The following is a 12,405-nucleotide window of genomic DNA, read 5'->3' as shown; positions in this document are numbered from 1 at the left end:
TGACCGCGATGAACTTTGGGCGACTGGTCGATCTTCAGAGGGTACGCAGGGAGACGGAGCCCGCGCTCATCACCGATGAGGACGTCTGGACGTACGGGCGTCTCGCCGACTCGGTCCACGCCACCGCCGCGTTCCTCGCCGAACGCGGTGTCGGGAAGGGGGACCGGGTCGCCGTACTCGGCATGAACTCGCCGGAGTACGTCTGCGCGGTGCTGGCCGTTTACCGGCTCGGGGGCATCGCGGTCCCGCTGAACTACCGGCTCCAGCGGGTGGAGCTCGAGTTCCTGGTTCGCGACTCGGGAGCGGTCGCGGTGATCTGTGAGACCGAGTTCGTGGAGGTCATGCACGAGATCTGCGAGGACCTGCGCCTGCGGGCGTCGGTGCAGCTCGACGGTGACGGTTGCGGTTCTCCCGGATGGTCGCTCTTCTCCCAGGTGCTGGCGGACTACTCGGGCCGGGAGGTCCCGTCGGCGGAGGTCGCCTTCGACGACCCGCAACGGATCATGTACACCTCGGGAACCACCAGCCGTCCAAAGGGCGTGATCATCACGCACGGCATGGCCGCGCTGAACGTCATCGCCCAGACGAGCGAGCTCGGGCTCTCCTCGGCCGACCGGCTCCTCATCTCGTCCCCGCTGTACCACGTCGCGGCCTGGGACTCACCCGGCGTCGGCGCGCTCTTCAATGGCGGGGCGCTGGTGATAATGCGAAAGTTCGACGCGCCACTGGCACTCAGGCTCATCGAGGAGCACCAGGTCACCGGTGGTATCTTCGTGCAGGCGATTCTGCACAGCCTGCGGTCGGCCTCGGACGGCTCGCGGGACCTCTCCTCGCTCAAGTGGATCGTCTTCGGCGCGGCCGCCGGAGAGCTGTACCGCGAGGTCCGGGAGATGTTGCCGACGACCCGCCTGGTCCAGGCCTACGGCATGACGGAGGCGTGCAGCTCCATCGCCTACATGGACGTCGCACACGTCGTGTCGAAGCGTGGTTCCGTCGGCACGGCCGTGCCCTTCGTGGAGTATCGGGTGGTCGATGAGAACGAGAACGACGCCGGTCCGGGTGTTCAGGGTGAGGTGGTGCTCCGCGGCCCGAAGGTGACGCCCGGCTACTGGGGTGACGAGGAGCTGACCGCTCAGGCGTGGCGGGGTGGCTGGTTCCACACGGGTGACGTCGGAATGGTGGACGAGGACGGTTTCCTCTACATCACGGATCGGCTCAAGGACATGATCCGTTCCGGCGGGGAGAACGTCGCGAGCCAGGAGATCGAGCGGGTGATCTACACTCATCCTCTCGTGTCCGAGACGGCGGTGATCGGTGTGCCGCATCCGCGCTGGCAGGAGGTGCCGAAGGCGTACGTCGTGCTGAAGGCCGGCGCGACGCTGGCGGAGGACGATCTGCTCGGCTACTGCCGTGAACGTCTCGCGTCCTTCAAAACGCCGAAATCCGTGGCTTTCGTGGACAAGCTCCCTCGCAATCCCTCGGGAAAGGTGCTCAAGCGGGTGCTACGGGAATCCTCGGAGAAAACCGATTCGATGCTCCTCTCCTGACCTCGCGCACTGTGACGGCGGACGCCCTACCCTGTGTGGCAGATAACCACTGAAAAACCGTTCTAGGTAAGGGGGACGAGAACCATGGCACGTACCGCATCACGAGGTGGCCCCCGGGGCACCTATTCTCCCGCGGAGACGCGGCGGGCGCTGCTGGCAAGTGCACTGAAGCTGTTCGAGGTCGGCGGTTACCACGCGACGTCCGTGGAGGACATCGTGAAGGAGGCCAACCTGACCAAGGGGGCCTTGTATCATCACTTCTCCGGTAAGGAGGAGATCCTTCAGCAGATACAGGAGGAATACATCGACGACCGGCTCCGGAACTGCCGTCGCATTCTTGAGTCATTCGAGACCCCGGTCGAACGGTTGCGGCAGCTCATCCTTGAGTCATTGGTCGCCATCGACCAGTTCCGCGCCCATGTCACCGTGTTTACTCAGGAGCGTCGCTTCCTTACCGAGGAACGCTTCGCCGCGATAAAGAAAAAGCGCGACGAGCTCGACGCGATGTACGAGTCGGTGATCCGTCAAGGTATCGAAGAAGGGGTTTTCAACTCGGCCCTGCAGCCACGTATCGCCAGCTTCGGAGTCCTTGGCATGCTGACCTCGGCGTACAACTGGTACCGCCCTGACGGCCTGCTGGCCGTCTCCGAAGTGGCCGACCAGCTCTCCGAACTGGTCCTCGGAGGACTGATCTCGCCGACGAGCGGGGCTTCTTCCAGCCAGTAACGTCCCGACCGGTCGGTGTGAGAAAACGGGCACCGTCGCGTGCCCGGTTACTCACCGGGCCCGGGGTGTCCGTCGTAGGCGGAGAACCTGGGGGCGCGCTCGGACGACCGCGCCTCTGAGGATGCCCTGTGATGCTGCTGACCTCGGCGTTGACGCCGTTCGGTGGAGGCCGTGGAACGGCCCGCGAACGCTGATGCGTCCGCCGGGGAAGTACCGGGAGTCCAGACATCCGGCACCTTGACGATCTCAGTTTGATACCCGTACCATACCTACTGGTCGGAATGTAACGAGGGGGTTGAAGCATGAAATTTGGCGTGATGAATCTGTTTCCGGCCGAGGGTGACGGAGACGACGCGCAGGTGCTGCGAGACACCATCGAGGAAATCCAGATCGCCGACGAACTGGGATTCGACTCGTGCTGGCTGGCGGAGCACCATTTCTCGCGCTACGGGATCCTCGGTAATCCGCTGATGCTGGGCACGGCGATCGCCGAGCGGACGCGCAACATCACCATTGGCACCGCAGTGGTCGTCGTCCCACTGCACGACCCGCTTCGCATCGCCGAGGACGCCGCGCTGCTTGACATCCTGTCCGGCGGCCGTCTCGTGCTCGGCATCGGACGCGGCTACCAGCCGAGCGAGTTCCGAGGTTTCGGCAAGGACCGCAACGCCAACAAGGAGCTGTACGCGGAGATCGTCGACATCCTGAAGCTGGCGTGGACTCAGGAGAACTGGTCGTACGAGGGCAAGCACTTCCAGTACAGCGACATGAACGTCTTCCCGAAGCCGGTGACTCCGGGAGGGCCGCCGATCCTGCACGGCACGTCGTCACCGGAGACCTTCCGGCAGCGCGGGCTGGCCGGCGACCACATCATCGTGTCGTCCAGCTTCACGCCCATGCAGCGGATCAAGGAGAACTACGACTCCTACCGTGAGGCGCTCGTCGAAGGCGGGCACGAGAGCGGCGGTTTCGACCTCCCCTTCATGCAGCAGGTGTGGGTCGGCGGGAGCGCGGACGGTCTGCAGGCGGCGGCAGGGGCCGCGCTGAACTACTACCGCAGCGTCGGCAAGGTGATTCCCGGCTCCGACGAGGCGATCGAGTCGGAGCGGGCGTACTACGACAAGGTTCAGCGGAACATCGGTCTGCTCACCGTGGAGAAGACCCTGACCCACGGCGGCACCTTCGGGTCGGTGGACCGGGTGGTCGACACCCTCGGCCGGATCCGGGACGAACTGGGTGTCACCCACTACATCGGCTGGTTCCACATTCCCTCACTTGACCGCAAGCGTGCCATCGAGTCGATGGAGACCTTCGCCGCGAAGGTGATTCCCCAGCTCACCTCGGTCTGACGGTCGGCCCATTCCCAGTTCCTGGAGAGTTTGATGAAGAAGAGCGAGTACGAACTCCTGGCCTCTCAGTGGGACGCCGAAGGCATGGCGATCGACGAGAAGGCCATCGAGAACTCGGTGCTGTACGAGAAGGACCCGGAGAAGGCGGTCGCCTACATCATCTTCAACGTCCCGGAGAAGCTGAACGGCATCCCGGTGGCGGCTTTCGAGAGGGTCGGCGACCTGATCCGGGAGGCCGAGGTGGACGACGACGTGAAGACGATCGTCTTCAAGGGCAACGGCGACTGCTTCGGCTCCGGTGCGGACGCCGCAGAGCTGGGCTACTACATCGGCTACGGCAAGAACAAGAAGGGCGAGCGGGCGGGGCGTCCGGCGCAGCGCCAGCGCATCCTCCCGGATAGGAACCTCCTTTCCGAGAGCCTTGGAAACAAGGTCACGAACTGCCTGAAGGCGACGATCTGCCAGGTGCACGGTTACTGCTACGGCGGCCACATGAAGATCGCGCTGGGTGCCGACATGATCGTCGCCTCGCCGGACGCCCAGTTCACCCATCCGGCCTTCCGCTACCTCGGCTCCGCCCCGCAGGACATGTACCTGTGGATCGAGAACCTGGGGCTGAAGAAGATGAAGGAGATCATGCTGACGATGCGGCCCCTCACCGCGGAGGAGGGGGAGCGCATCGGCTTCGTCAACCAGGTGGTGCCCAGAGAGGAGCTGGACGCCGCCGTCGACGAGTACGTCACGGCCATCTCGTTCATGCCGCTGGACGGCCTGATGATCGGCAAGTCGATGATGCGCATCGCCATGGAGGCCCGCGGCAAGGGCGTCGGCGAGGTGGGCAACTGGATCGGGCACGCTTGGGCCACGAACCTTTCGCTGGCGGAGGGCGAGTACAACTTCGTCAAGGAGCGGCGGGACAAGGGCCTTGCCCAGGCGCTCAGGGACCGGGACGCCGCGGTCGCGCCGAGATTCCGGCTCGGAGGAAAGCTCGGCTGACGTCCACTATCGAGGGAGAGTTGCTGATGGTCGGCGAGATCCACCACATCGCGGTCAGTGTTCGCGATCTTGAGAAGTCCATCCCGTTCTATCGCGACGGGCTCGGACTGCGCATGACCTTGGACATGCGGGTGGGCAACGAGACGATGCACAAGCGGCTGCGGACACCTCCGGGCGCCGGTGGCAGGGCGGTGTACTTCCAGGGGCCGACGAAGATCGGGCAGCTGGAGCTGATCCAGTGGGACCTGCCGGTGCCGGAGGACTCCCACCCCAAGCGGCCGGGAGACCCGGGCGTCTTCTCCATATGTTTCCCGGTACCGGCCGACGAGATCCAGGACGTGTACGACCGTCTGGTCGGCATGGGGGTGGACTGCTACCACCCCCCGGCGACCAGCGTCCTGGACAACTACGGTCCGATCACCATGTTCATGTGCGAGGACCCGGATCAGATCCAGGTCGAGTTCGTCAGCCTGCCCACCCCGGAGCAGGTCCGTGCCTTCAGGGCCGCGCAGCGAGCGGAAACGGCGTCAGCGGGTACGCCGGAACAGGAGCGATAATGAAGTTCGGCATCTTGGCGTCGCATCAGTACCTGCCGGAGGACGACCTGCGCCAGCGGCTCTACGAGCTGTGGGACCTGACGGAGCTGGCCGCCGAGCAGGGGTTTGACTCGATCTTCGCCATCAACCACTTTCTCGCGAACCTGCAGACACCGCAGACCATCTCGGTCGTCGCGAAACTGATCCAGCACTCCGGCAACATGACCGTCGGGACCAGCCTGGTGATCCTGCCCGCCTACCACGCCGTTCACATCGCGGAGGAGTTCGCGACCCTCGACCACATGGCCGGGGGAAGGCTGGTCCTGGGGGTGGGGGCGGGCTACCGGAACAACGAGTTCGCCGCCATGAACATCGACAAGCCCAACCGTTTCCGGAAGATGCACGAGCAGATCCGGTTGATCCGCGCGCTGTGGACCGGCGAAAGGGTGGACTTCGACGGCGAGTTCTACAGCGTCCACGACAGCATCTGCGTGAAGCCGTTCCAGCAGGGAGGTCCGCCGATCTGGGTCGGGGCCGGAGGCCCGATCTCGGTGCGGAAGGCCGCGGAGCTGGGCGACGCCTGGATCATTCCGGGTAACTCGCCGAAGCCCGGCTGGCACGTGAAGGCCATGGCCAATCACGACGACGCATTGGCCAAGGCCGGCAAGTCGCGTGAGGGCCGCGAGTACCCGATGATCGTGAACGTGTTCTGCGCCCCCACCACACAGCTGGCCAGGGACACCGTGCGATCGAACGTCGAGCGGGAGTACTTCAACTACGCCGAGTACCCGCAGCTCGCCTTCCAGAAGGAAAGGTTCGAGTACATGTGGGAGAACCTGTTCATGGTGGGTGACCCCGACTTCGTGGCCGAGCGCATCGCGCGCCTGGAGGAGGCCGGTGTGAACCACATCATCGCCCGGCCGTACTGGCTCGGGACGTCGCACGAACGAACAGTCGAGTCCGTCAAGCTGTTCGCGAAAGAGGTCATGCCGCGGTTCGCCGGTCTGGCCAGCGTCTGAGGGCGGACGGTGCCTCGCAGCACGGAGACCACGTTCGCCATGGCTGCCCACCTGGTCGGTGCGGCTCTCGTTCCCCTGAGTCTCCCGCCTGCGGAACGACGGAGCCGCGCGACCCGGTCAGCCCCGGCGAGCGGGGAACCTCTCCCGGACGCCCTCTTCGGCCGGAAGAGCATACCGACCGGACGGTATTAAAATGGGGAATCCACTGATTCGAAGGAAGAGCGGAATGAGCGCTACCAAGGATGTACCGGCCGCGGCGCCGACGCGTGACCTCGGCGGTTTCTTCGCGCCACGGCGGGTGGCGTTGATCGGTGCGAGCGAGTCCTCCGGCTGGACCCGGCTCGTTCTCGCGGGCACGGACCTCTCGGTGGGACTCGACGACGTCGTCCTGGTGAACCCGCGACGCGGCACGGTGCACGGGCGACGGACCGTGCCGGGCCTGGACGCGCTGGACGAGCCGGTCGACCTCGCCTTCGTCATGGTCGGACCGGACCACGTGGCGGACCTCGTCGAGCAGGCGCTGGCGGCCGGTACCAGGGACTTCGTCGTGCTCTCGGCCGGTCTCGGTGAGGCGGGCCCCAAGGGTGCGGAACGACAGCGACGTCTGGTGGAGCTCTGCGCGGCCGGGGGCGCCCGGTTGCTCGGCCCGAACGTCAGCGGGTTCGTGAACGCCACGGACGGGGTGCGGCTGTTCGGCCTGCCGGTTCCGGACGGTCTGCCGACCGGCCGCGTGGGGGTCGTCATGCAGTCCGGAGGGTTGGCCACCCACGTGCTCAGCCTGGCGCGGAGCTGGGGCACGGGTCTGAGCCTGCTCGCCACCACCGGGAACGAGGCGGTGATCACCGCCACCGACGTGATCGACCACCTCGTCGACGACGAGGCCACGGATGTCATCGCGGTGTTCCTGGAGTCGGTGCGCGACCCCGCGGCGTTCAGGGCGACCGCGTTGCGGGCGGCGGAGCGGGGCAAGCCGATCGTCGCACTGCATGTCGGCAGCTCGTCACTGGGACGCGAGGCGGCCCTGTCGCACACCGGTGCCCTGGTGGGCGACCACGCCTCCACGGTGGCGGCCCTGGAGGACCTTGGTGTCGTCCCGGTGCGTTCGATAGAGGACCTGGTGGCGACGGCGGCACTGCTCGGCCGCCACCCCCGGGGCCTGCGTGGACGCCGGCTCGCCGTCGTCGCCGCGTCGGGGGGAGCGTGCGAACTGATCGCCGACGCGGCCGAGCCGCTGGACTTCACGCTGCCTCCCTTCGCCGGTCCCCTGGCCAAGGCGCTGGTCGAGGAGATGCCCGCCTTCGCCGACGTCCAGAACCCCCTGGATGTGACGGGGTTCGTGGTCAAGGCGGCCGACCTTCCCTTCACCGCGACACGACTGGTGGCGGAGCACGGCGCCGACGACTACGACGTGACGATCCTGCAGTCCGTGGTGCTGCCGGCGGCGCCTGGACCGGACGAGGACGTGGTTCGGGCCCGGTTCGGGCGGCTCGCCCAGGCGATCCGGGACAGTCCGGTACCGGTGGTGCTCCAGACCGGTGCGGTCTTCGCGTTGAGCCCGTTCGCGCTGGAGATCGTCCGTGAGAACGACCTGGTCATCCTGCCGGGGATCGCGGCGGGGATGACCGCGCTCGACAGGTCCGCCAGGTACGCGGAGCTGCTGCCGCGCGCGCTGCGGGACCGGAGCCCCGCCGCGCCGGTGACCGGCGGCACCGCGGGCGCCGCCGCTTTCGAGCCGGAGAGGCTTCTGGTCGAGTACGGAGTGCCGGTACCCCCCAGCCGCCTGGCCCGCACGGCCGACGAGGCCGCGGAGGCGGCCGCCGAGCTGGGCTTCCCCGTGGTGCTCAAGGTGATCAGTGAGGACGTGCTCCACAAATCCGATGTGGGGGGTGTGGTGCTCGATCTCCGCGATTCCGATGCCGTGCGGTCCGCCTTCGAGAAGATGCTGGCCGAGGTGGCGAGCCGGCTACCGGGTGCGGCGCTGGACGGAGCGCTGGTCGCCTCGATGCGTCCGGCGGGCGTGGAACTGCTGGTCAGCGTGATCAACGATCCGACCTGGGGTCCGCTGCTGACCGTGGGGTCCGGTGGGGTGCTGACCGAGTTGCTGGAGGACGTCGTGGTCAGGCCGCTTCCAGTGCCTGAGCGGGACATCCCGGGCCTGCTGTCGGAGCTGCGCGTCTCGCGGCTGCTCGGCGGCTTTCGCGGTTCGGCGCCCGCCGACCTGGCAAGGGTGGCGGCCGCCGTGCACGGAGTGCAGCGGCTCGCGACCGCCCTCGGCCCCGAGCTGCGGGCTGTCGAGGTGAACCCGCTGTGGGTCCGCGGAGACCGGGTGGAGGCGCTGGACCTGCTGGTCGAGTGGGCCCCTCGGCCGGAGGCGGAGAAGGTGGACAGCCAGTCCGGCACACAGTAATATTCCGACTAGTCGGTATCAAAATAATGGGCGTCGGAAGTGGACCGCGGCTCACCCGAAGCGCCGGAGGGGCCCGAGGGCAGGCGCGATGGGCGCGGCCGATCCGCCGGGAGAACGGAATCACGATGTTCGGCCACCGTGCCAACAGCCGAGGAGGACAGTTGAGGCGTAACCTCGTACACGACCTGGAGGCGCGGGCGAGCAGGTCGCCACACCGCATCGGACTCATTCATGAGGATGGCCGGACCTGGACGTACCGGCAGATCGACCAGGCCGCCTCGGCGGTCGCCCGCGCCCTCGTCGAGCATGGCTCGACGCCGGGCAGCCGGGTGGGCCTCTACCTCGCCAACAGCCCCGAGCTGGTCTTCGGTCTCGCCGGCTGCTGGAAGGCCGGTCTCGTTCCGGTCCCGATGAGCGGGCTCTACAACTCCGACGAGGTCCGATCGTGCATCGCCAAGACCGGGCCCGGCATGGTGGTCGCCGACCCGGCGAGGCTCCCCGAAGACGGCGTCGGCGTCCCGGTGCTCTCCCTTGACGTGGTCCGGACGGCGGGGGAGACGGCTCGTGGTTCCGCCGAGAGCGACTCGCCGCCGGTCAGGACCCCCGAGCCGGCCGACGAGGACGAGGGGCTGCTGCTGTTCACCGGTGGTTCCACCGGAATGCCGAAGGCCGTGGCCGTCACCCACTCCGGCACGTACGCCTCGATGTCGACCCTCGCCCGGGCGCAGAAGGGGGGGCGGCAGCCGGAGGAGGGGCTGTACGCGCCGGCGGACGAGTCCGTGCCGCCGAACCTGGTGCTGCTGCCGCTCTTCCACGGCGGCGGCATCCAGTCCCTGCTGTTCGGCTGGCACGTCGGCAGGGCGGTGCTGCTGGTCGAGCGATTCTCCGTCGACCGGATCGCGCGGCTGGTGCCGCGCTACCGCGTCGACAATCTGTTCCTGCTGCCGACCATGGTGTACGACCTGACGCACACCGCCGAGCAGCTGGACATCTCCTCGGTACGCAAGGTGCTCGTCGCGGGGCAGCGGCTGGACCCCGAGCTGAAGGCCCTGTTCGAGCAGAGGTTCGGCGTCATCGTGATGTCCAACTACGGTTCGGCCGAGCTCGGCCACGTCGCGGGGTGGAATGCCCGGGACGTTCGTGAGGGGCGCTGGAAGCCGGGGTCGGTCGGCCGGATCTACGACGGTGTCGAGCTTGAGATCCGGGACGAGGGCGGCGCCTCCCGGGAGGCCGGGGAACAGGGCGAGATCTGGGTCAAGTCCACGCGCACCAAGGGCTACGTCGACGCGGACGGTGACGGGGCCTCGCTCGTGGAGAACGGCTGGGTCCGGTCCGGCGACATCGGCTATGTCGACACCGACCGGGTGCTGTATCTCGTGGGGCGTAGCAGGGAGGTCATCAAGACCGGAGGTTTCCAGGTGTGGCCGGGGGAACTGGAGGCGGTCCTACGCCGGCATCCCGCGGTGGCCGACGTCGCGGTGGTCGGCGTGGCGGACGATCGCCTCGGCGAGGTGCCCAAGGCGTTCGTCGTCCCCACGGCGGGAACGGCGGTGGGAACGGCGGTGGCCGACGAGCTGATCGCCTGGTGCCGTGAGCGGCTCGCCCACTTCAAGAGCGTGCGGCAGGTGGCCTTCGTGGACGCGCTGCCCCGGAGCGAGGCAGGAAAGGTCCAGCGCGCGGCGCTTGTCGCCTCGGACGCGTCCCGGTCCTCCGGGGCGAACGACATCAAGGAGTCGGCATGACGACTGTTCCGATGACCGGATCGTCGCGCCAGGCCGGATCCTCCGGCGCGTCCGCGACGATCCCGGGAGCGCACTTCCGGCGGGTGCTGGGAAACGTGCCGACCAGTGTCGCGGTGGTCGCCGGTATCGGGCCGGACGGGCAGCCGGTCGGACTGGCGATCGGCACGTTCACCTCCGTGTCCATGAATCCCCCGCTGATAGCCTTCTGCCCCGGTGAGAGCTCCACGAGCTGGCCCAAGATCCGAATGGCGAGGCGTTTCTGCGTGAACGTCCTCGCGGCCGGCCAGGAGGACGTCTGCGCGGCCTTCGCGAGCAAGCAGCCCGACAAGTTCCGCGGACTCTCCTGGGCGGCGGCGGGCAACGGCGCGCCGCGGTTGGAGAACGTGGTCGCCTGGGTGGAATGCGACCTGGAGGCCGAGTACCAGGCGGGCGACCACAGCATCGCCGTCGGCAGGGTGACGCACCTTGAGACGGGGACCGGGGAGATGCCGCTGGTCTTTCTCGGTGGGCGGTACCTCGGTGTCGACTGAGGCCGATCTGGCCTCGGCGGCTCGGCGGCCGATCGACTGGCGACCGGTTGAGATCCGTCCCGGCCTGTGGTCGATACCGGTCGCGATACCGATCGCCTCGCTCCAGGCGGTCAACGTCTATGTCCTCGAACTGGCGGGCGGTGGCATCGCGCTCGTGGACGCGGGCTGGGACAGCGAGGAGTCCTGGCGGAGCCTGCGAGACGGACTGACCTTCCTGGGACGGCGTCTTGACGAGGTGCGCAAGGTGGTCGTCACCCATGCCCATCCCGACCATCTCGGCCTCGCCTACCGGGTGGCGGGCGCGTCGGGGGCCGGCGTGCTGGTGCACGAGCTGGAGGCGGGACGGCTGCGGGGCGGCAGGAGCGGCCCGCTGAACTTCCGGCGAGCGCTCGAGGCCACCTATCCCCGCTGGGGCGTGCCTTCGGCGCGGGTCGAGGAGATGCTGGCCGCCGGCGCCCCCTCATCCGAGGAGTCCTGGACCGCTCCGGTCACGGGGGTGCCCGACGGGGCGATGCTGGATCTGCCCGGGTGGTCGGTGCGGGCGGTGTGGACCCCCGGTCACACGCAGGGGCATCTCTGCCTGTACGACACCGGGCACCGGCTGCTGTTCTCCGGTGATCACGTGCTGCCGCGGATCACGCCGGGTGTCGGTGTGCACCCGGCCGAGGAGTCGGACGTCCTGGGGGACTTCCTGGCCTCCCTGCGAAAGGTGGCCGCGCTCGACGTCGAGGAGGTGCTGCCGGGGCACGAGAACCGGTTCTCCGGACTGCGCGAGAGGACCGACTTCCTGGCCGGCCACCACGACCTGCGCCTCGACGAGGTGGAGTCGGTGGTCCGCGCGGACCCCGGGGTGTCCGGTTGGCAGGTGACGCGGCGCATCGGCTGGTCGCGGCCCCTGGAGCGGTTCGGTTCCGCGATGGTCCGGGCCGCCGTCGCGGAGACCATGTCGCACCTCGTCCATCTCGAGACGCTCGGCCGCCTGGCGCGACTCGACCGGAACGGGGTGTCCACCGAGAGCTGGGTGCCTCGGGACTCCTGAGGCCGAGGCCGGTGCGGGCCGGGAGCGACCCGGCCCCGGGCCCGCCGGTCAGGCCTGCCGGGGGAGCGACCGGTAGATCGAGAGCACCACTGAGTCACCGAGCCGGACCGCGGCCCGTTCCTCGTGCGCGGTCAGGGCCGGCGCCATGACGGACAGCGCGCCGGCGGCGATCAGCAGGTCGTGCGCGGCCGCGACATCGGCGACCTTGACGTTGAGGCTCACCGTCGCGCCGCCGGGCAACTCCTCGGCCACGGTCAGGGCCACGGTGACCCCACCCGCGTCCAGTGCGGTCCAGCGGGCGCCGTCCCTGACGGTGACCGGGAGGTCCGTCACGCGGCCCAGCAGCCTCTCGGCGGCGGCGGTGTCCTGGACCGCGACGGCGATGCCGCGGAGCACGCCACTCTGCTGGGGGGCCACGGTCATGATGGTCTCCTTCTCGGCCTGACGGCCGCCCGGCCGCTCACGACCCGGACGTTGACGGGGATGTGCACCCGATCATACCATCTGGTCGGTA

11 protein-coding genes are annotated in these 12,405 nt (G+C 68.2%); 10 read left to right on the top strand and 1 reads right to left on the bottom strand.

The window, feature by feature from the left end; translation table 11 throughout:
- Nucleotides 1-8: 8 nt before the first annotated feature.
- The 10 genes from ABZU75_RS04005 to ABZU75_RS03960 all read left to right on the top strand — a co-directional run bounded on the left by ABZU75_RS04005 (nt 9) and on the right by ABZU75_RS03960 (nt 11,891).
- The gene (locus ABZU75_RS04005) at nt 9-1,547 is read left to right on the top strand and encodes a long-chain-fatty-acid--CoA ligase (protein ID WP_355549252.1); all 1,539 of its coding nucleotides are present in this window, start codon (nt 9-11) and stop codon (nt 1,545-1,547) included.
- An 84-nt stretch (nt 1,548-1,631) separates the two neighbouring features.
- Nucleotides 1,632-2,273 carry a TetR/AcrR family transcriptional regulator gene (locus ABZU75_RS04000; protein WP_355549250.1) on the top strand — a complete coding sequence of 214 codons (642 nt, stop codon included), beginning with the start codon at nt 1,632-1,634 and terminating at the stop codon, nt 2,271-2,273.
- A 302-nt stretch (nt 2,274-2,575) separates the two neighbouring features.
- Nucleotides 2,576-3,622: an LLM class flavin-dependent oxidoreductase gene (locus ABZU75_RS03995; RefSeq protein WP_355549248.1), complete on the top strand. Its 1,047-nt coding sequence runs from the start codon at nt 2,576-2,578 to the stop codon at nt 3,620-3,622.
- 33 nt (nt 3,623-3,655) lie between these two features.
- The gene (locus tag ABZU75_RS03990) at nt 3,656-4,618 is read left to right on the top strand and encodes an enoyl-CoA hydratase-related protein (protein WP_350929874.1); all 963 of its coding nucleotides are present in this window, start codon (nt 3,656-3,658) and stop codon (nt 4,616-4,618) included.
- A gap of 26 nt (nt 4,619-4,644) precedes the next feature.
- The gene (locus ABZU75_RS03985; RefSeq protein WP_350962305.1) at nt 4,645-5,175 is read left to right on the top strand and encodes a VOC family protein; all 531 of its coding nucleotides are present in this window, start codon (nt 4,645-4,647) and stop codon (nt 5,173-5,175) included.
- On the top strand, nt 5,175-6,173 hold the full coding sequence (locus ABZU75_RS03980; protein ID WP_355549244.1) for an LLM class flavin-dependent oxidoreductase: 999 nt from the start codon (nt 5,175-5,177) through the stop codon (nt 6,171-6,173). Before ABZU75_RS03985 ends, ABZU75_RS03980 begins: the two co-directional genes overlap by 1 nt.
- Nucleotides 6,174-6,399: 226 nt before the next feature.
- Nucleotides 6,400-8,580 carry an acetate--CoA ligase family protein gene (locus ABZU75_RS03975; protein WP_355549242.1) on the top strand — a complete coding sequence of 727 codons (2,181 nt, stop codon included), beginning with the start codon at nt 6,400-6,402 and terminating at the stop codon, nt 8,578-8,580.
- A 161-nt stretch (nt 8,581-8,741) separates the two neighbouring features.
- On the top strand, nt 8,742-10,322 hold the full coding sequence (locus tag ABZU75_RS03970) for a class I adenylate-forming enzyme family protein (RefSeq protein ID WP_355549239.1): 1,581 nt from the start codon (nt 8,742-8,744) through the stop codon (nt 10,320-10,322).
- Complete coding sequence (locus ABZU75_RS03965) at nt 10,319-10,852, top strand: flavin reductase family protein (RefSeq protein ID WP_355549237.1); 534 nt, start codon at nt 10,319-10,321, stop codon at nt 10,850-10,852. Before ABZU75_RS03970 ends, ABZU75_RS03965 begins: the two co-directional genes overlap by 4 nt.
- Nucleotides 10,842-11,891, top strand: a complete 1,050-nt coding sequence (locus ABZU75_RS03960; protein WP_355549235.1) for an MBL fold metallo-hydrolase — start codon at nt 10,842-10,844, stop codon at nt 11,889-11,891. Before ABZU75_RS03965 ends, ABZU75_RS03960 begins: the two co-directional genes overlap by 11 nt.
- Nucleotides 11,892-11,939: 48 nt before the next feature.
- On the opposite strand, the gene ABZU75_RS03955 is transcribed toward ABZU75_RS03960, so the two are convergent.
- Complete coding sequence (locus ABZU75_RS03955; RefSeq protein WP_350962291.1) at nt 11,940-12,314, bottom strand: VOC family protein; 375 nt, start codon at nt 12,312-12,314, stop codon at nt 11,940-11,942.
- Between the last annotated feature and the right edge of the window lie 91 nt (nt 12,315-12,405).

The organism is Streptosporangium sp. NPDC005286, from assembly GCF_040607515.1.
Lineage (GTDB): Bacteria > Actinomycetota > Actinomycetes > Streptosporangiales > Streptosporangiaceae > Streptosporangium.
This window is presented reverse-complemented; position numbering and strand designations above follow the sequence as displayed.

Coding starts and splice junctions, on each gene's coding strand:
- ABZU75_RS04005 (WP_355549252.1), top strand. CDS start 9: ATGAACTTTGGGCGACTGGTCGATCTTCAGAGGGTACGCAGGGAGACG.
- ABZU75_RS04000 (WP_355549250.1), top strand. CDS start 1,632: ATGGCACGTACCGCATCACGAGGTGGCCCCCGGGGCACCTATTCTCCC.
- ABZU75_RS03995 (WP_355549248.1), top strand. CDS start 2,576: ATGAAATTTGGCGTGATGAATCTGTTTCCGGCCGAGGGTGACGGAGAC.
- ABZU75_RS03990 (WP_350929874.1), top strand. CDS start 3,656: ATGAAGAAGAGCGAGTACGAACTCCTGGCCTCTCAGTGGGACGCCGAA.
- ABZU75_RS03985 (WP_350962305.1), top strand. CDS start 4,645: ATGGTCGGCGAGATCCACCACATCGCGGTCAGTGTTCGCGATCTTGAG.
- ABZU75_RS03980 (WP_355549244.1), top strand. CDS start 5,175: ATGAAGTTCGGCATCTTGGCGTCGCATCAGTACCTGCCGGAGGACGAC.
- ABZU75_RS03975 (WP_355549242.1), top strand. CDS start 6,400: ATGAGCGCTACCAAGGATGTACCGGCCGCGGCGCCGACGCGTGACCTC.
- ABZU75_RS03965 (WP_355549237.1), top strand. CDS start 10,319: ATGACGACTGTTCCGATGACCGGATCGTCGCGCCAGGCCGGATCCTCC.
- ABZU75_RS03955 (WP_350962291.1), bottom strand. CDS start 12,314: ATGACCGTGGCCCCCCAGCAGAGTGGCGTGCTCCGCGGCATCGCCGTC.